30 protein-coding genes are annotated in these 16,824 nt (G+C 67.1%); all 30 read right to left on the reverse strand.

Going from position 1 to position 16,824, the window contains the following annotated elements; translation table 11 throughout:
- Position 1 precedes the first annotated feature (1 nt).
- Positions 2-1,360 carry a class II 3-deoxy-7-phosphoheptulonate synthase gene (locus tag ON759_RS13195; protein ID WP_425608488.1) on the reverse strand — a complete coding sequence of 453 codons (1,359 nt, stop codon included), beginning with the start codon at positions 1,358-1,360 and terminating at the stop codon, positions 2-4.
- Positions 1,361-1,464: 104 nt separating this feature from the next.
- Positions 1,465-1,983 (reverse strand): disulfide bond formation protein B, encoded by a 519-nt coding sequence (locus tag ON759_RS13200; RefSeq protein WP_271680856.1) that lies wholly within the window; start codon positions 1,981-1,983, stop codon positions 1,465-1,467.
- Between the two features lie 103 nt (positions 1,984-2,086).
- A complete protein-coding gene (gene rplQ, locus ON759_RS13205) occupies positions 2,087-2,458 on the reverse strand; it encodes a 50S ribosomal protein L17 (protein WP_271680857.1) in 372 nt (123 codons plus the stop codon).
- A gap of 205 nt (positions 2,459-2,663) precedes the next feature.
- Positions 2,664-3,662 (reverse strand): DNA-directed RNA polymerase subunit alpha, encoded by a 999-nt coding sequence (locus tag ON759_RS13210; protein WP_271680858.1) that lies wholly within the window; start codon positions 3,660-3,662, stop codon positions 2,664-2,666.
- 55 nt (positions 3,663-3,717) lie between these two features.
- On the reverse strand, positions 3,718-4,347 hold the full coding sequence (gene rpsD, locus ON759_RS13215; protein ID WP_271680859.1) for a 30S ribosomal protein S4: 630 nt from the start codon (positions 4,345-4,347) through the stop codon (positions 3,718-3,720).
- Positions 4,348-4,366: 19 nt separating this feature from the next.
- Entirely contained in the window at positions 4,367-4,762 is a 396-nt protein-coding gene (gene rpsK / locus ON759_RS13220; protein ID WP_271680860.1) for a 30S ribosomal protein S11, read from the reverse strand.
- A gap of 12 nt (positions 4,763-4,774) precedes the next feature.
- Positions 4,775-5,131 (reverse strand): 30S ribosomal protein S13, encoded by a 357-nt coding sequence (rpsM, locus tag ON759_RS13225; protein WP_271680861.1) that lies wholly within the window; start codon positions 5,129-5,131, stop codon positions 4,775-4,777.
- 376 nt (positions 5,132-5,507) lie between these two features.
- Positions 5,508-6,860, reverse strand: a complete 1,353-nt coding sequence (secY, locus tag ON759_RS13230) for a preprotein translocase subunit SecY (protein ID WP_271680862.1) — start codon at positions 6,858-6,860, stop codon at positions 5,508-5,510.
- A 7-nt stretch (positions 6,861-6,867) separates the two neighbouring features.
- Positions 6,868-7,305, reverse strand: a complete 438-nt coding sequence (rplO, locus tag ON759_RS13235; protein WP_271680863.1) for a 50S ribosomal protein L15 — start codon at positions 7,303-7,305, stop codon at positions 6,868-6,870.
- A 4-nt stretch (positions 7,306-7,309) separates the two neighbouring features.
- Positions 7,310-7,498 carry a 50S ribosomal protein L30 gene (gene rpmD, locus ON759_RS13240; RefSeq protein ID WP_271680864.1) on the reverse strand — a complete coding sequence of 63 codons (189 nt, stop codon included), beginning with the start codon at positions 7,496-7,498 and terminating at the stop codon, positions 7,310-7,312.
- Positions 7,491-8,030, reverse strand: coding sequence for a 30S ribosomal protein S5 (gene rpsE / locus ON759_RS13245; protein ID WP_271680865.1), 540 nt, complete (start codon positions 8,028-8,030; stop codon positions 7,491-7,493). The genes rpmD and rpsE overlap by 8 nt, the downstream gene beginning before the upstream one ends.
- A gap of 175 nt (positions 8,031-8,205) precedes the next feature.
- On the reverse strand, positions 8,206-8,559 hold the full coding sequence (rplR, locus tag ON759_RS13250; protein WP_271680866.1) for a 50S ribosomal protein L18: 354 nt from the start codon (positions 8,557-8,559) through the stop codon (positions 8,206-8,208).
- Positions 8,560-8,589: 30 nt separating this feature from the next.
- Positions 8,590-9,117, reverse strand: a complete 528-nt coding sequence (gene rplF, locus ON759_RS13255; protein ID WP_271680867.1) for a 50S ribosomal protein L6 — start codon at positions 9,115-9,117, stop codon at positions 8,590-8,592.
- Between the two features lie 13 nt (positions 9,118-9,130).
- Positions 9,131-9,526: a 30S ribosomal protein S8 gene (gene rpsH / locus ON759_RS13260; protein WP_271680868.1), complete on the reverse strand. Its 396-nt coding sequence runs from the start codon at positions 9,524-9,526 to the stop codon at positions 9,131-9,133.
- A gap of 178 nt (positions 9,527-9,704) precedes the next feature.
- Positions 9,705-10,010: a 30S ribosomal protein S14 gene (gene rpsN / locus ON759_RS13265; RefSeq protein ID WP_271680869.1), complete on the reverse strand. Its 306-nt coding sequence runs from the start codon at positions 10,008-10,010 to the stop codon at positions 9,705-9,707.
- Between the two features lie 9 nt (positions 10,011-10,019).
- Positions 10,020-10,562, reverse strand: coding sequence for a 50S ribosomal protein L5 (gene rplE, locus ON759_RS13270; protein WP_271680870.1), 543 nt, complete (start codon positions 10,560-10,562; stop codon positions 10,020-10,022).
- Position 10,563: 1 nt separating this feature from the next.
- A complete protein-coding gene (gene rplX / locus ON759_RS13275) occupies positions 10,564-10,878 on the reverse strand; it encodes a 50S ribosomal protein L24 (protein WP_271680871.1) in 315 nt (104 codons plus the stop codon).
- A 17-nt stretch (positions 10,879-10,895) separates the two neighbouring features.
- Positions 10,896-11,264 carry a 50S ribosomal protein L14 gene (gene rplN, locus ON759_RS13280; protein ID WP_240098937.1) on the reverse strand — a complete coding sequence of 123 codons (369 nt, stop codon included), beginning with the start codon at positions 11,262-11,264 and terminating at the stop codon, positions 10,896-10,898.
- A 15-nt stretch (positions 11,265-11,279) separates the two neighbouring features.
- Positions 11,280-11,543 (reverse strand): 30S ribosomal protein S17, encoded by a 264-nt coding sequence (gene rpsQ, locus ON759_RS13285; RefSeq protein WP_271680872.1) that lies wholly within the window; start codon positions 11,541-11,543, stop codon positions 11,280-11,282.
- An 11-nt stretch (positions 11,544-11,554) separates the two neighbouring features.
- Positions 11,555-11,740, reverse strand: a complete 186-nt coding sequence (gene rpmC, locus ON759_RS13290) for a 50S ribosomal protein L29 (RefSeq protein WP_271680873.1) — start codon at positions 11,738-11,740, stop codon at positions 11,555-11,557.
- A complete protein-coding gene (gene rplP, locus ON759_RS13295) occupies positions 11,740-12,153 on the reverse strand; it encodes a 50S ribosomal protein L16 (protein ID WP_271680874.1) in 414 nt (137 codons plus the stop codon). Before rplP ends, rpmC begins: the two co-directional genes overlap by 1 nt.
- A gap of 3 nt (positions 12,154-12,156) precedes the next feature.
- Positions 12,157-12,915 carry a 30S ribosomal protein S3 gene (gene rpsC, locus ON759_RS13300; RefSeq protein WP_271680875.1) on the reverse strand — a complete coding sequence of 253 codons (759 nt, stop codon included), beginning with the start codon at positions 12,913-12,915 and terminating at the stop codon, positions 12,157-12,159.
- Between the two features lie 2 nt (positions 12,916-12,917).
- Positions 12,918-13,253 carry a 50S ribosomal protein L22 gene (gene rplV / locus ON759_RS13305; protein WP_271680876.1) on the reverse strand — a complete coding sequence of 112 codons (336 nt, stop codon included), beginning with the start codon at positions 13,251-13,253 and terminating at the stop codon, positions 12,918-12,920.
- A gap of 12 nt (positions 13,254-13,265) precedes the next feature.
- On the reverse strand, positions 13,266-13,532 hold the full coding sequence (rpsS, locus tag ON759_RS13310) for a 30S ribosomal protein S19 (protein WP_271680877.1): 267 nt from the start codon (positions 13,530-13,532) through the stop codon (positions 13,266-13,268).
- 6 nt (positions 13,533-13,538) lie between these two features.
- Positions 13,539-14,366 carry a 50S ribosomal protein L2 gene (gene rplB, locus ON759_RS13315; RefSeq protein ID WP_271680878.1) on the reverse strand — a complete coding sequence of 276 codons (828 nt, stop codon included), beginning with the start codon at positions 14,364-14,366 and terminating at the stop codon, positions 13,539-13,541.
- A gap of 10 nt (positions 14,367-14,376) precedes the next feature.
- Positions 14,377-14,676, reverse strand: a complete 300-nt coding sequence (gene rplW / locus ON759_RS13320) for a 50S ribosomal protein L23 (RefSeq protein ID WP_271680879.1) — start codon at positions 14,674-14,676, stop codon at positions 14,377-14,379.
- On the reverse strand, positions 14,673-15,278 hold the full coding sequence (gene rplD, locus ON759_RS13325) for a 50S ribosomal protein L4 (protein ID WP_271680880.1): 606 nt from the start codon (positions 15,276-15,278) through the stop codon (positions 14,673-14,675). The genes rplW and rplD overlap by 4 nt, the downstream gene beginning before the upstream one ends.
- A gap of 2 nt (positions 15,279-15,280) precedes the next feature.
- Complete coding sequence (rplC, locus tag ON759_RS13330; protein ID WP_271680881.1) at positions 15,281-15,937, reverse strand: 50S ribosomal protein L3; 657 nt, start codon at positions 15,935-15,937, stop codon at positions 15,281-15,283.
- A gap of 11 nt (positions 15,938-15,948) precedes the next feature.
- Positions 15,949-16,260: a 30S ribosomal protein S10 gene (gene rpsJ / locus ON759_RS13335; RefSeq protein ID WP_005408208.1), complete on the reverse strand. Its 312-nt coding sequence runs from the start codon at positions 16,258-16,260 to the stop codon at positions 15,949-15,951.
- 402 nt (positions 16,261-16,662) lie between these two features.
- Positions 16,663-16,824, reverse strand: a 162-nt coding sequence (locus ON759_RS13340; protein WP_486679369.1) for an EF-Tu C-terminal domain-related protein, incomplete at its 5' end; no start/stop codon positions are given.

Raw genomic sequence — 16,824 nt, forward strand, 5'->3', positions numbered from 1 at the left:
CTCAGCCGGCGATCTGCCCGCGCTTGCGCACGATGAGCATGGCGATCTCCAGCGCCTGCTCGTAGTTCAGGCGCGGGTCGACCGTGGTCCGGTAGGCGCGCTTGAGGTCGAGCTCGGTGAGTTCGCGCGCGCCGCCGAGGCATTCGGTCACGTTCTCGCCGGTGAGCTCGAGGTGCACGCCGCCCAGCCGGGTCCCGGCGGCGGCATGCAGGTCGAACGCCTGCTCCAGCTCGCTGCGGATGTTGTCGAAGCGCCGCGTCTTGTAACCGTTGCTGGTCGACTCGGTATTCCCGTGCATGGGATCGCAGATCCACAGGATCCGGCGCCCGTCGCGCTTCACCGCGTCGAGCAGCGGCGGCAGCTTGGACGCGATGCTGCCGGCGCTCATCCGGTGGATGAAGGCCAGCCGCCCGGGCTCGTCGTCCGGGTTCAGCACGTCGATCAGGCGCAGCAGCTGGTCGGGGGCCACCGACGGCCCGACCTTCACCGCGATCGGGTTGCGGATGCCGCGGAAGTACTCGAGGTGCGCGCCCTCCAGCGCCGCCGTGCGCATGCCGATCCACGGATAGTGGGTCGACAGGTTGAACCAGCCATGCTGGCGCGGGACCTGGCGGGTCTGGGTTTCCTCGTAGGGGAGCAGCAGGGCCTCGTGCGAGGTGTAGAAGTCGACCCGGTTGATGTTGTGGACCTGGCCGCCGGCGAGGGTCTCCATGAAGCGCACGGCGTCGCCGATCGCGCCCACCATGCGCTGGTACTCGTGCGCCAATGGCGCATGCCCGACCCACGCAAGGTCCCAGTACTCGGGGTGGTGGAGGTCGGCGAAGCCTCCATCGATCAGCGCACGCACGAAGTTCATGGTCATCGCGGAGCGCGCATGCGCGCGGACCATGCGGCGCGGATCCGGGATGCGCGCGGCCTCGGTGAACGCGGGTGCGTTGACCATGTCGCCGCGATAGCACGGCAGGGTGACGCCATCGATGGTTTCGGTGTCGGCCGAACGCGGCTTGGCGTACTGGCCGGCGAAGCGGCCCACGCGCACGACCGGCAGCTTGAGGCCGTGGACGAGCACCAGGCTCATCTGCAGCAGCACCTTCAGGCGGTTCGAGATCACCGAGGAATTGCACTCGGCGAAACTCTCGGCGCAATCGCCGCCCTGCAGCACGAAGCGTTCGCCGGCCTGCGCCTCCGCCAGCTGGCGCTTGAGCGCGAGGATCTCCCACGAGGTCACCAGCGGCGGGAGGTTGCGCAACTCGTCCTGCGCCGATGCCAAGGCCTCGGCGTCGGGATAGTGCGGCAACTGCAGCGCCGGCCGCGAGCGCCAGCTGTCCGGCGCCCAGGCGGCATCGGCGGAAGCGGGCATCACGGGCAACGGCGAGGCAGGCGACATGCGGGGTTCCAACGCGGGATGGTGCATCGCATCATCCGCCGGCAGCCCGCCCCCTGCAACCGTTACCGCTGGAACGGTCAGCGATGGAAGCGGTGCGTGTTGCGCCGGCGGAATGCCGCCTGCAAGGCCCAGATCGCGAGCCCGATGAACCACACCAGCGACCACATCGGCATGGTCAGCCCCAGGAACTGCCAGTCGATGTTGCTGCAGTCGCCGGTCGCCATCAGCACCTGCCGGGCCGCACCGAGCCAGGAATGCTGCTCGATCATGAAGTTCAAGCCAGGCCCGCAGCTCGGCAATTCCGGCGGGTGCAACTGCACCCACGCATGGCGGCCGGCATAGCCCATGCCCGCCGCGGCGGCGGCCAGGGCGGCCAGGCCCCAGGCCTTGCGCGTCCCGGCGGCGCGTGGCGCATGCAGGGCGCCGAACAGGAACACCAGGCCCAGCACCGCGAAGCAGATGCGCTGGAAGATGCAGAACGGGCACGGCATGAGTTGCTGCACGAACTGCACGTACAGCGCGTAGCCGATCAACGACGCGCACGCCACGAAGCCGAGCAGGAACTGGGAGCGGAACGACCAGCGGAACGGATTCATCGACGCGCCTGCAGGGAGGGATCGCCCGATTATCGTGCACGCGGCGCAAACGAAAAACCCCGGGAGGTCCCGGGGCCTTTCGACATACCGCTGGCGGTCGCGATTACTCGGCGGCCTGCGGGCGATCGACCAGCTCGACGTACGCCATCGGCGCGTTGTCGCCGGCACGGAAGCCGCACTTGAGGATGCGCATGTAGCCACCCGGACGCTGCGCGTAGCGCGGGCCCAGGATGGTGAACAGGGTGCCCACCGCTTCCTTGTCGCGCAGGCGCGCGAAGGCGAGGCGGCGGTTCGCCACGCCGTCGGTCTTGGCCAGGGTGATCAGCGGCTCCGCGACGCGGCGCAGTTCCTTGGCCTTCGGCAGGGTGGTGCGGATGACTTCGTGCTTGAACAGCGAGGCCGCCATGTTCGAGAACATGACCTGGCGGTGGGCGCTGGTGCGGTTGAACTTGCGGCCGGCTTTCTGGTGGCGCATGGCGGGAATTCCTTACGAAGGTAATGGTGTGGCGTTGAGGTTCGCTGTCGCCATCCTGGCGGGTGCCCGTCGGAGCGGGCGGTGGACTGCGGGTGGCCCGTGCCGGCATCCCTTGCCGGTCATGCCGCGGACGTGTCGTCCGTCGGCAGTGGTGGTGCGGTGTCGCCGGGCCGGCCCGCATCGCTGCGGGCCGGGACCGTCTTGCTCAGCCGAGCATGCCGTGGGCGGAAATGCCCGCCGGCGGCCAGTTCTCGAGCTTCATCCCGAGCGAAAGGCCGCGCTGGGCGAGGACTTCCTTGATCTCGGTGAGCGACTTCTTGCCCAGGTTCGGGGTCTTGAGCAGCTCGACCTCGGTCTTCTGGATCAGGTCGCCGATGTAGTAGATGCTCTCGGCCTTCAGGCAGTTGGCCGAACGCACGGTCAGCTCGAGGTCGTCGATCGGGCGCAGCAGCACCGGATCCACGCCGCTCGCCGCCGGCTTGGCCGCACCGCGGTCGCGGTGGGTGAAGTCGCCGAACACCGACAGCTGGTCGCTGAGGATGTCGGCGGCGGTGCGCACGGCTTCCTCGGCGTCGATGGTGCCGTTGGTCTCGATGTCGAGCACCAGCTTGTCCAGGTCGGTGCGCTGCTCGACGCGCGCGGCTTCCACCGCGTACGCGACGCGACGGACCGGCGAGAACGAGGCGTCCAGCACCAGCTTGCCGATCGCGCGGGTTTCCTCGTCCGGGCGGCGGCGCGCGGCGGCCGGCTGGTAGCCGTAGCCGCGGCTGATGGTCAGGCGCATGTTCAGCGCCACGTCCTTGGTCAGGTTGGCGATCACGTGGCCGGGGTTCAGCACCTCGACGTTGTGGCTGGTCTTGATGTCGCCGGCGGTGACGATGCCCGGGCCCTGCTTCTTCAGCTCCAGGGTGTCGCTGTCGCCGTTGTGCATGCGGATGGCGACGTCCTTGAGGTTCAGCAGGACTTCGAGCACGTCCTCCTGCAGGCCCTCGACCGTGGTGTACTCGTGCAGCACGCCGTCGATCTCGACTTCGGTGATCGCGAAGCCCGGGATCGAGGACAGCAGCACGCGGCGCAGGGCGTTGCCCAGGGTGTGGCCATAACCGCGCTCGAGCGGCTCGATCACGACCTTGGCGCGGTTGTCGGTGATGCGCTCGATCTGCGGGCCGCGCGGACGCAGCACTTGGGTGGCGGTAACCGTCATTCGTGGTGTCTCCCGTTGGCCCGCGCCGGGGAATGCGCGGGCCGGTGGCAATGGCTTACTTCGAGTACAGCTCGACGATCAGCGCTTCGTTGATGTCGGCCGGCAGGTCGGCGCGATCAGGCACCGCCTTGAACACGCCACTGAACTTGTCGGCGTCGACTTCGACCCACGACGGCGACAGGTCCATCTGCTGGGACACGGTCAGCGATTCCTTGACGCGCAACTGCGTCTTGGCCTTCTCCGACAGCGCGATCGCGTCGCCGGCCTTGACGGCGTACGACGGCAGGTTGACAGACTTGCCGTTCACGGTCACGCCGCGGTGGCTGACCAGCTGGCGCGCGGCCGGACGGGTGACGGCGAAGCCCATGCGGTAGACGACGTTGTCCAGGCGGGTCTCCAGCATCTGCAGGAGGTTCTCGCCGGTGTTGCCCTTCTTGGTCGCGGCCTTCTTGTAGTAGTTGCGGAACTGGCGCTCCAGCAAGCCGTAGATGCGCTTGACCTTCTGCTTCTCGCGCAGCTGGGTGGCGTAGTCGGACAGCTTGCCCTTGCGCGCGGTGGGACCGTGCTGGCCGGGCTTCTGCTCCAGCTTGCACTTGGAATCCAGCGCGCGGGCCGGGGACTTCAGCGACAGGTCGGCGCCTTCGCGGCGCGCGAGCTTGCAGGTGGGACCGATATAACGAGCCATGTTCTGGTGCTCCTGCGCGTCAGACGCGACGCTTCTTCGGCGGACGGCACCCGTTGTGCGGGATCGGCGTCACGTCGATGATGTTGAGGATCTTGTACCCGACGTTGTTCAACGAACGGACGGCGGACTCGCGACCCGGACCCGGGCCCTTGATGCGCACTTCCAGCGCCTTCACGCCGTAGTCGAGCGCGGCCTTGCCGGCCTTCTCGGCGGCGACCTGCGCGGCGAACGGGGTCGACTTGCGCGAACCGCGGAAACCCGCGCCGCCCGAGGTCGCCCAACTCAGCGCGTTGCCCTGGCGGTCGGTGATGGTGACGATCGTGTTGTTGAACGAAGCGTGGACGTGCGCGATGCCGTCGGTGACGATGCGCTTGACCTTCTTCTTGGTCTTGGAGGCTGCAGCCGGCTTGGCCATGGTCTGGGTTCCTTACTTCTTGATGGCCTTGCGCGGGCCCTTGCGGGTGCGCGCATTGGTCCGGGTGCGCTGGCCACGGAGCGGCAGGCCGCGGCGATGGCGCAGGCCGCGGTAGCAGCCCAGGTCCATCAGGCGCTTGATCGCCATGCCGACTTCGCGACGCAGGTCGCCCTCGACGATGAACTTGCCGACCTCGGCGCGCAGGCGCTCGACTTCCGGCTCGGACAGGTCGCGGATCTTGGTCGACGAATTCACGCCGGCCGATTCGCACACCTGCTTGGAACGGGTACGGCCAATGCCGTAGATGCTTTGCAGCCCGACCCAGACGTGCTTCTGGGCAGGCAGGTTGACGCCCGCAATACGCGCCATAAGGCGATCTCCGATGACGAAATCGCGTCGTATCTCTCGATCCGACGCAGGGAACATGAAATTTTAGCAGGGTTCCGGCTGTTCAGGAAGTCCCGGCCCGAGGGTCGAGACCCGGCATGGGGAGTGTGCCCATGCTCCGGCGATGGCCGGGGACTGGCAGTGGCCGGGCTTGCGCCCCACCCTGCCCCCGCGCTCCTCTTGCGCGGGGATCGGTCCCTGGCCACCTGCGCCCGGAACCGCTGCGCAGGTCGCCCATTTGCCGTGCGGACGCGTGTGTTCCGCGCCGGCGCTTGTTCGTGGCCGTCCCGGCCCCGGTTCGGATCCCGCGGGATCCCCGCCAGGCCTCCAGCCCGGCGGTCGTGCGGCGTGCCCGCGCTCAGCGCGTGCGGTTGCCGCCCTTCAGGTTCGCCTTCTTCAGCAGGCTCTCGTACTGGTGCGACATCAGGTGGGCCTGGATCTGGGCGATGAAGTCCATCACCACGACCACCACGATCAGCAGCGACGTGCCGCCGAAGTAGAACGACGTGCCCAGCTGCGTCCGCATCACTTCAGGCAACAGGCAGACCAGCACCAGGTAGGCCGCGCCGGCGCCCGTCAGCCGGGTCAGCACGCCGTCGATGTAATCCGCCGTCGCCTTGCCCGGCCGAATGCCCGGGATCAGCGCGCCCGACTTCTTCAGGTTGTCGGCGGTCTCCTGCGAATTGAAGACCAGCGCGGTGTAAAAGAAGGCGAAGCCGATAATCAGGCCGGCGTACAGGATCATGTGCAGCGGCTCGCCCGGCGACAGCATCTGGCTGACCTTCTGCAGCCACGTCGTGGCAGAACTGCCGGACTGGCCGAACCACGTCGACGCCGTGGCCGGGAACATGATGATCGACGACGCGAAGATCGGCGGGATCACGCCCGACATGTTGAGCTTGAGCGGCAGGAACGAGCTCTGGTTCATGTAGGCGCCGCGGCCACCCTGGCGACGCGCGTAGTTCACGGTGATGCGGCGCTGGCCGCGTTCCATGAACACCACGAACCAGGTGAAGGCCAGCACGATCGCCAGGATGAAGAACACGGTGATCCACTGCATGTCGCCGCTGTTGGCCTGCTGCAGGGTGTTGAGCACCGCGCCCGGCAGGCCGGCGACGATGCCGGAGAAGATGATCAGCGAGACGCCGTTGCCGATGCCGCGCTCGGTCACCTGCTCGCCCAGCCACATCAGGAACATGGTGCCGGCGGTCAGCGAGACCACCGCGGTCATCACGAAGCCCGGACCGGGGTTGTACACCACCGGGATGCCGCTGCCGGCGCCCTGGTTCTGCAGCGCGATCGCGATGCCGGCGGCCTGGAAGATCGCCAGGAAGACCGCGCCGTAGCGCGAGTACTGGGTGATCTTGCGGCGGCCGGACTCGCCTTCCTTGGACATCGCCTTCCAGCTCGGCAGGATCTGGGTCATCAGCTGGACCACGATCGACGCCGAGATGTAGGGCACCACGTTCAGCGCGAAGATGCTGAAGCGGTGCAAGGCGCCGCCCGAGAACATGTTGAACATGTCCACGATCGTGCCCTTCTGGGATTCCATCAGCTGCAGCATCGCCTCGGGGTTGACGCCCGGCACCGGGATGAAGCACCCGATGCGGTAGACGATCAACGCCCCGAGGACGAACAGCAGGCGCGAGCGAAGTTCGGTGAACTTGCCCGCACCGGCCAGGCCGGACAACGCATCCGCGGTTCGCGACATGCCCGGCTTACTCCGCCAGCTTGCCGCCGGCGGCCTCGATCGCGGCCTTGGCGCCGGCGGTCGCGGCGATGCCCTTCAGCACGAAGGCCTTGGTCACTTCGCCCTTGGCGACGACCTTGGCGCGCTTCGCGGTGCTCGGCACCAGCTTGGCTACGCGGAGCGCGGCGAAGTCGACGTCGCCCGCGGGCAGGCTGTCGAGCTTGTACAGCAGCACTTCGGCGGTGTCGCCGGCCAGCTTCGAGGCGAAGCCGATCTTCGGCAGGCGGCGCTGCATGGGCATCTGGCCGCCTTCGAAGCCGGCCTTGATCTTGCCCTTGCCGGCGCGCGCGAACGAACCCTTGTGGCCGCGGCCGCAGGTCTTGCCGAGGCCGGAACCAATGCCGCGGCCGACGCGCTTCGCCGCCTGGCGGGCGCCCTCGGCGGGGCTGAGCGTGTTCATCTTCATCGAATTACTCCTCGACCTTGACCAGGTAATGCAGCTGGTTGATCAGGCCACGCACCTGCGGGCTGTCCTTCAGCTCGCGGACGCTGTTGAGCTTGCCCAGGCCGAGCGCCTTCACCGACAGGCGGTGGCGCGACTGGGTGCCGCGCAGGCCCTTGACCAGACGGACCTTGATGGTCTTGCCTTCGTTAGCCATTGATCAGGTCCTCCACCTTCTTGCCGCGCTTGGCCGCGATCTTGGCCGGCGAATGCATCGCCTCGAGACCCTTGACCGTGGCGCGGACCAGGTTGATCGGATTGCGCGAACCGACCGCCTTCGCCAGCACGTTCTTGACGCCCACCGCTTCCAGCACGGCGCGCATCGCGCCGCCGGCGATCACGCCGGTACCTTCCGAGGCCGGCTGCATGAACACGCGTGCCGCGCCGTGGCCGGCCTTCACCGCGTGGAACAGGGTGCCGTTGTTGAGGTCGACGGTGCGCATGTTCTTGCGCGCGCCTTCCATCGACTTCTGGATGGCGACCGGCACTTCGCGCGCCTTGCCATAACCGAAGCCGACCTTGCCGCCGCCGTCGCCGACGACCGTCAGCGCGGTGAAGGTGAACTGGCGACCGCCCTTGACCGTCTTGCTGACGCGGTTGACCGCGATCAGCTTCTCGATCATGCCATCGTCGACTTTCTCCTCGCGGGGACCGCGATCGCGGCCGCGGGATTCGCGTTGCTCTGCCATTTCGATATCTCTTGGATTGAGGGAATTGCGGCGTCGCCGCTTATCGTTGTGGATTACCGCGGGTGGATCGCCGTGGCCGCAACCGGCACCGGCGCCCGATGCACCTCGCATCGGCGAGCGGGCATCGCCAGGGGCGAGCCCACGCCATGGGGACGATGCCCCAGGGCGCTCGGGATCAGAACTGCAGGCCGGCCTCGCGGGCGGCTTCCGCCAGGGCCTTGACGCGGCCGTGGTAGCGGTAGCCCGAGCGGTCGAACGCGATCTTCTCGACGCCGGCGGCCTTGGCGCGCTCGGCGATCACGCGACCGACCTTGGCGGCCGCGTCGGCGTTCTTGCCGTTCTTCAGGCCGTCCTTGACGTCGGCCTGCAGGGTGGAGGCCGAAGCCAGCACCTTGGAGCCGTCGGCGGTGAACAGCTGGGCGTACAGGTGCTGGCCGGTGCGCAGCACCGACAGGCGCGGCACGCCGAGTTCGCGGATGTGGGCACGGGTCGACTTGGCGCGACGCAGGCGGGCGATCTTCTTTTCCATGGTCTTCTTCTCCGGAAGCTGAAAGCCCGCTTAGGCCTTCTTGGCTTCCTTGCGGATGATGTTTTCGCCGGCGTACTTCACGCCCTTGCCCTTGTAGGGCTCCGGCGGACGGTAGCCGCGGATCTTGGCGGCGACTTCACCCACCAGCTGCTTGTCGGCGCCCGCGACCACGATCTCGGTCTGGGTCGGCGTGGTGATGGTGATGCCTTCCGGCGCCTTGAACACGACCGGGTGCGAGTACCCGAGCGAGAGGTTCAGGTCCTTGCCCTGGGCGGCGGCGCGGTAACCGACGCCGACCAGCTCGAGCTTGCGCTCGAAGCCGGCGCTCACGCCCTGCACCATGTTCGCGACGATCGCGCGCAGGGTGCCGGCCAGCGGCACCAGGGCCGGGTCGTTGGCGGACAGCAGCGCACTGCCGTCCTCGATCTTGACTTCGATGCCGGCCGGCTTGGCGACGCTCAGGGTGCCCTTCGGGCCCTTGACGCTGATCGATTCCGGCTGGACGTTGAGTTCGACGCCCTTGGCGAGGGCGACAGGCTTCTTGGCAACGCGGGACATGGTCGTCTCTCCCTTAGGCCACGATGCACAGGACTTCGCCACCGACGCCCTGCTGGCGCGCCTGCGAGTCGGTCATGATGCCCTTGGAGGTGGAAATGATGGCGACGCCGAGGCCGTTCAGCACCTTCGGCAGCGCGTCCTTGCCGCGGTAGTGGCGCAGGCCCGAGCGCGACACGCGCTTCAGGGTCTCGATCACCGGCTTGCCCTCGTAGTACTTCAGGGCGATTTCCAGCTCGGCCTTGGCGCCGGCCTGGGTGACGCGCGCGTCGGCGATGTAGCCCTCGCCCTTGAGGACGTTGGCGATCGCGACCTTGGTCTTGGAGGACGGCATCTTCACCGTCTGCTTGCCGACCGCCGCCGCATTCTTGATGCGGACCAGCATGTCGGCGATGGGATCAGTCATGCTCATGGATTCACCTGATGAGTAGCACCGATATCCGCTTTCGCGAAAATCTGTCGGATTGTGGGCGCCGTTGCGCGGCGCTTGTCGCGGCCGAAGGCCCGCATCGCTGCGGGCCCTTCGGTGTTCCTGCCGGTTGGCGGGAGCCGCCTAGTATAGCAGGCGGTTCGCCATCCGTGCGGATCGGTTACCAGCTGGCCTTGCGCAGGCCGGGCACGTCGCCGTTCATCGTCGCCTTGCGCAGCGCGTTGCGGCCCAGGCCGAACTTGCTGTACACGGCGCGCGGGCGGCCGGTCAGGGCGCAGCGGGTGGTCTGGCGGGACGCCGACGAGTCGCGCGGCAGCTTCTGCAGCTTGGTCGCGGCGGCCATCTTGTCCTCGTAGGACGCGTCCTGGCTGGCGATGATCTTCTTCAGGGCTTCGCGCTTGGCGCCGTGCTGCTTGGCCAGCTTGGCGCGCTTGGCCTCGCGGTTGATCATGGAGGTCTTGGCCATGGTCGGTCCTTAGTTGCGGAACGGGAAGCGGAAGGCCTCGAGCAGGGCCTTGGCCTCCGCGTCGGTCTTCGCCGTGGTGGTGATCGCGATGTCCATGCCGCGCATCGCGTCGACGGCGTCGAAGTCGATCTCCGGGAAGATGATCTGCTCCTTCACGCCCATGTTGTAGTTGCCGCGGCCGTCGAAAGAGCGGCCGGACACGCCGCGGAAGTCGCGGACGCGGGGCAGCGAGATGTTGATCAGGCGGTCCAGGAACTCGAACATCTTGGCGCGACGCAGGGTCACCTTGCAGCCGATCGGCCAGCCGTCGCGGATCTTGAACGAAGCGACCGACACGCGCGACTTGGTCACCACCGGCTTCTGGCCGGTGATCTTGGCCATGTCGGCGACGGCGTTCTCCAGCACCTTCTTGTTGGTCGCGGCTTCGCCGACGCCCATGTTGATGGTGATCTTGGTGAGCTTCGGCACTTCCATCGGATTGGTGTAGCCGAATTGCTGCATCAGCTTCGGCACCACTTCATCCTTGTAGAACTTCTCGAGTCGGGTGGTCATGTCAGATGGCCTCGCCGCTGGAGCGGAACACGCGGATGCGCTTTCCATTCTCCAGCACCTTGGTGGCAACGCGCTCGCCCTTGCCCGTCGCCGGGTTGAGCAGCATCACGTTGGAAATGTGGATCGACGCCTCGCGCTCGATGATGCCGCCGGCCTGGCCGGCCTGCGGGTTCGGCTTGGTGGCGCGCTTGACCAGGTTCAGGTTGGAGACGTACACGCGCTCGCCTTCGACGCGCAGCACTTCGCCGGTCTGGCCCTTGATCTTCTTGTTGCCGGTGGTGATGACCACCTGGTCGCCCTTGCGGATACGGTTCATGTTCTTCCTTCCTCCGCTCAGAGCACTTCGGGCGCGAGCGAGACGATCTTCATGAACTTCTCGGAGCGCAGCTCGCGGGTCACGGGCCCGAAGATGCGGGTGCCGATCGGCTCATGCTTGTTGTTGAGCAGCACGGCGGCGTTGCCGTCGAAGCGGATCAGCGACCCGTCCGGGCGACGCACGCCCTTGCGGGTGCGCACGACGACCGCGTTGTACACGTCGCCCTTCTTCACCTTGCCGCGCGGGATCGCGTCCTTCACCGAGACCTTGATGATGTCGCCGATGCCGGCGTAGCGGCGCTTGGAGCCGCCCAGCACCTTGATGCACATCAGTTCCTTGGCACCCGAGTTGTCGGCGACGTCGAGATAGCTCTGCATCTGGATCATGGCTGTCTCTCCTGCTTACTCGGCTGCGCGGGCGAGGATCTCGACCACGCGCCAGTTCTTGGTCTTGGACATCGGCGCGCACTCGGCCACGCGGACGAAGTCGCCTTCGTTGCACGCGTTCTCGGCGTCGTGGGCGTGCAGCTTGGTCGAGCGGCGGATGTACTTGCCGTACAGCGCGTGCTTGACCTGGCGCTCCACGAGCACGGTCACGGTCTTGTCCATCTTGTTGCTGACGACGCGGCCTTCGACCGTGTGCAGCTTCTTGGTTTGTTCGGTCATCTCGGCCGTCCTTACTTCTTCTGCCCGAGCAGCGTGTTGACGCGAGCGATCTCGCGGCGCACGCGGCGGGCCTCGTGGGTCTTGGCGAGCTGGCCGGTGGCCTTCTGCATGCGCAGCGCGAAGCGCTCCTTCTGCAGCTCGACCAGGTGGGCCTTGAGCTCGTCCGCCGACTTCGACTTGAGTTGCTTGAGTTCCATCAGCGCACCGTCCGGGTCACGAATTGGGTGGTGACCGAGAGCTTGGCGGCGGCCAGGCGGAACGCCTCGCGCGCCACGTCTTCGCTCACGCCCTCGATCTCGTAGATCATGCGGCCGGGCTGGATCTGCGCGACCCAGTACTCCACGTTGCCCTTGCCGGAGCCCATTCGGACTTCGATCGGCTTCTTGGTGATCGGCTTGTCGGGGAACACGCGGATCCACATCTTGCCGCCGCGCTTGACGTAGCGGCTGATCGAGCGGCGCGCGGCCTCGATCTGGCGGGCGGTGAGCTGTCCGTGGGCGGTCGCCTTCAGGCCGAACTCGCCGAAGCTGACGGCGTTGCCGCTCCAGCTCAGGCCCTCGTTGCGGCCCTTGTGGACCTTGCGGTATTTGGTTCGCTTGGGTTGCAGCATGGTTTATTCCCTCGCTTCGCCGCGCTCGGCGCGGTCGCCACGGTCGCGGCGCGGGCCGCGCGGACGGTCACGGTCGCCACGCTCGCCGCGCGGTGCCGGGGTGTCGTCCTGCTTCTCCTGGCCGATCTGGGTGAAATCGAAGATCTCGCCCTTGTAGACCCACACCTTGATGCCGATGATCCCGTACGTGGTCTTCGCCTCGGCGAAGCCGTAGTCGATGTCGGCGCGCAGGGTGTGCAGCGGGACGCGGCCCTCGCGGTACCACTCGGAGCGCGCGATCTCGGCGCCGTTCAGGCGGCCGGCCACGTTGACCTTGATGCCCAGCGCGCCCAGGCGCATCGCATTGCCCACGGCGCGCTTCATCGCGCGACGGAACATGATGCGGCGCTCGAGCTGCTGCGCGATGGACTCGGCGACCAGCTGGGCGTCGAGCTCGGGCTTGCGGACCTCGGTGACGTTGATGTGCGCCGGGACGCCCATCACGTCGGAGACTTCCTTCCGCAGCTTCTCGATGTCCTCGCCGCGCTTGCCGATCACCACGCCCGGGCGGGCGGTGTGGATCGTCACGCGGGCGTTGTTCGCCGGGCGCTCGATCAGGATCTTGCTGATGCCGGCCTGGGCCAGCTTCTTGCGAAGCATCTCGCGGACCTTCAGGTCGGCGGACAGGTACTCGGCGAAGTGCTTCTTGCCGGCGTACCACTTGGAGTTCCAGTCCTTGGCGATGCCCAGGCGGATGCCGATCGGATTGACTTTGTGACCCATGATTACTTGCCCTCGCCCACGACCACGGTGATGTGGCTGGTGCGCTTGCTGATGCGCGTGCCACGGCCCTTCGCACGCGCCATGAAGCGCTTCAGGATGGGACCTTCATCGACCATGATGGTCTTGACCTTGAGTGCGTCGACGTCGGCACCCTGGTTGTTCTCGGCGTTGGCGATGGCGGACTCCACGACCTTGCGGATCAGGGTGGCGGCCTTCTTGTCCGAGAACTTCAGTAGGTTGACGGCGCGCTCGGCCGACAGGCCGCGGACCTGGTCGGCGACCAGGCGGGCCTTCTGCGGGGAGATGCGCACGGTGCGCAGGATGGCTTTCGCTTCCATTGTCATCTCTCCTTACTTCGACTTCTTGTCGCCGCCGTGACCCTTGAACGTCCGGGTCAGGGCGAACTCGCCGAGCTTGTGGCCAACCATGTTCTCGTTGACCAGCACCGGGACGTGGTTCTTGCCGTTGTGCACGGCGATGGTGAACCCGATCATCTCCGGGAGCACGGTCGAACGGCGCGACCAGGTCTTGATCGGCTTCTTGCTGCTGCCCGCGGCCTCCACCTTCTTCTGCAGGTGGTGGTCGATGAACGGGCCCTTCTTGAGTGAACGTGCCATTGCCGATTAGCTCCTGCGGTCGCGCACGATGAACTGCTGGGTGCGCTTGTTCTTGCGGGTCTTGTAACCCTTGGTCGGGACGCCCCACGGGGTGACCGGATGCGGGTTGCCCTGGCCGGCCTTCGCCTCGCCGCCACCGTGCGGGTGGTCGACCGGGTTCATGGCGGCGCCGCGGACGGTCGGCTTCACGCCGCGCCAGCGCTTGGCGCCTGCCTTGCCCAGCTTCTCGAGGTTGTGCTCGTCGTTGCCGACTTCGCCGATGGTCGCGCGGCACTCGGCCGGGACCTTGCGCATCTCGCCGGAACGCAGGCGGAGCATCGCGTAGACGCCCTCGCGCGCGACCAGCTGCACGCCGGCGCCGGCGGCACGGGCGATCTGCGCGCCCTTGCCGGGCTTCATCTCGATGCAGTGCACGGTGGAACCGACCGGGATGTTGCGCAGCGGCAGCGTGTTGCCCGCCTTGATCGGGGCGTCGCGGCCCGCGATCACCTGGTCGCCGGCCTTCAGGCCCTTCGGCGCGATGATGTAGCGGCGCTCGCCGTCGGCGTAGCACAGCAGCGCGATGTGCGCGGTGCGGTTCGGGTCGTACTCGATGCGCTCGACGCGCGCCGGGATGCCTTCCTTGTCGCGCTTGAAGTCGATGATGCGGTAGTGCTGCTTGTGGCCACCGCCGATGTGGCGGGTGGTGATGCGGCCGTGGTGGTTACGACCACCGGTCTTGCCCTGCTTCTCCACCAGCGCCGCGAACGGGGCGCCCTTGTGCAGGTCGGGCGTCACCACGCGGACCGCGGAACGGCGGCCGGCGGAGGTGGGCTTGAATGTCATCAGTGCCATGGATGGTTCCTCAGGCCGAGGTCGTCATGACGTCGATCGACTGGCCGTCGGCCAGCGTGACGTACGCCTTGCGCCAATCGCCGCGGCGACCCTGGCGGAACTTGAAGGCCTTGGACTTGCCCTTCACGTTCACCACGTTCACCGCCTCGACCTTGACGTCGAAGATCTTCTCGACCGCGGCCTTCACATCGGCCTTCGTGGCGGTCTTCGCGACTTCGAAGACGTATTGGTTGGAGACTTCCTGCAGGCGCGCGGTCTTCTCGGACACGCGCGGCGCACGGATCACTTCGTACAGGTTTGCGGCGCTCATGCCAGCCACTCCTCGATCTTCTTGACCGCGTCGGTGGTCACGAACACGGTGTCGGCACCGACCAGCGCGACCGGGTCCAGGCCCTGGACGTCGCGGACCTGCACGTACGGCAGGTTGCGGGCGGACAGGTACAGGTTCTCGGAGGCGTCCTCGGTGACGATCAGCGGACGCTGGCCGGCGTTGAGGTCCTTCAGCTTCGCGACCAGGCCCGAGGTCTTCGGGGCGTCGACGTCGAAGCCCTCGACCACGGTGATCCGGCCCTGGCGGTTCAGCTCGGACAGGATCGCGGCGATCGCGGCGCGGTACATCTTGCGGTTCACCTTCTGCGCGAAGCTGCGCGGCTTGGCCGCGAAGGTCACGCCGCCGCCGACGAAGATCGGGGCCGTCAGGGCGCCATGACGCGCGCCGCCGCCCTTCTGCTTCTTCGACTTCTTGGTGGTGCCGTTGACTTCCGAACGGGTCTTCTGGGCCTTGGTGCCCGCGCGACCGGCGTTGCGGTAGGCGACCACCACCTGGTGGACGAGGTCGCCGTTGAACTCACGGCCGAACACGGCGTCGGAGACCGACACGGCGCCCTTGCCGCCATTGATGCTCAGTTCCATGTTCAGACTCCCTTGCTCGTCGGGCGCACGATCACGTCGCCGCCCGGCGCACCCGGGACCGCGCCGCGCACGGCGATCAGGCCGCGCTCGGCGTCGACCTTCACGACCTGCAGGTTCTGCGTGGTCTGGGTGACGTGGCCCATGTGGCCGGCCATCTTCTTGCCCGGGAACACGCGGCCAGGCGTCTGGCGCTGGCCGATAGAACCCGGCGAGCGGTGCGACAGCGAGTTGCCGTGCGTCGCGTCGCCCATGGTGAAGTTCCAGCGCTTGATCGTGCCCTGGAAGCCCTTGCCCTTGGTGACGCCCTGGACGTCGACCTTCTGGCCGACCTCGAAGATGTCGGCCTTGATCTCGCCGCCCACTTCGTAGGCGCCGATCTGGTCGGCCTCGACGCGCAGCTCCCACAGGCCGCGGCCGGCTTCCACCTTGGCCTTCGCCAGGTGGCCGGTCGCCGGCTTGCTCAGCAGGCTGGCGCGCTTGACGCCGGCGGTCACCTGCACGGCGCTGTAGCCGTCGGTGTCCAGCGTCTTGATCTGGGTGATGCGGTTCGGCGTGGCCTCGATCAGGGTCACCGGCACGGACTTGCCGTCCTCGGTGAACATGCGGCTCATGCCGGCCTTGCGACCGACGATGCCGAGCGAATGCTTCTTCGCGCTCATGGTCGGTCTCCTCAGGTCAACTTGATCTGGACGTCGACGCCGGCAGCCAGTTCGAGCTTCATCAGCGCGTCCACGGTCTTGTCGTTGGGGTCGACGATGTCGAGCACGCGCTTGTGCGTGCGGGTCTCGTACTGGTCGCGCGCGTCCTTGTCGACGTGCGGCGACACCAGGACGGTGTAGCGTTCGATCTTGGTCGGCAGCGGGATCGGGCCGCGCACCTGCGCGCCGGTCCGCTTGGCCGTTTCGACGATCTCGCTGGCCGAACGGTCGATCAGTCGATGATCGAACGCCTTCAGCCGGATGCGAATCTTCTGGTCCGCCATGAGGATTGCCTCGTATCTAAAGAGCGACAGGTGCGACGGCGTCTGTTGCGCCGCACCCCGTGGAAACAACGGGTGCTACGGGTACCGCGTGGAACCAAAACCCCTGAAACGACGCGGCGGCCCGGTCACCCGGCCCGCCAGCGTGGGAATCCATGAACGCGCCGAAAGGCCCCGCCGAAGTGTCCCGGACATTTCCGGAACGGACGAGGCCTTGCCACGCGACATCTCCCTGTCTGGCGAACACGAGGCGCGTCCTGCGCCTCTTTTCGCTTCCCCCAGGCGACTCACATCGCCGCGAGGGTCTTGCATTCTAACGGAGTTCCCGCCTTCGGCACAAGCCCAAGGCGGGATTATTTCCACAGGCTGCGGCCCCGGCATGCCCGGGAACCGCAAGACACTGATTTACTTGAGGATCTTGGCCACGACGCCGGCGCCGACGGTACGACCGCCCTCGCGGATCGCGAAGCGCAGGCCCTCGTCCATCGCCACCGGGTTGATCAGCTGCACCGTCATCTTCACGTTGTCGCCCGGCATCACCATCTCGGTGCCCTCCGGCAGCGTCAC

The organism is Thermomonas mangrovi (assembly GCF_028201335.1).
GTDB lineage: Bacteria > Pseudomonadota > Gammaproteobacteria > Xanthomonadales > Xanthomonadaceae > Thermomonas > Thermomonas mangrovi.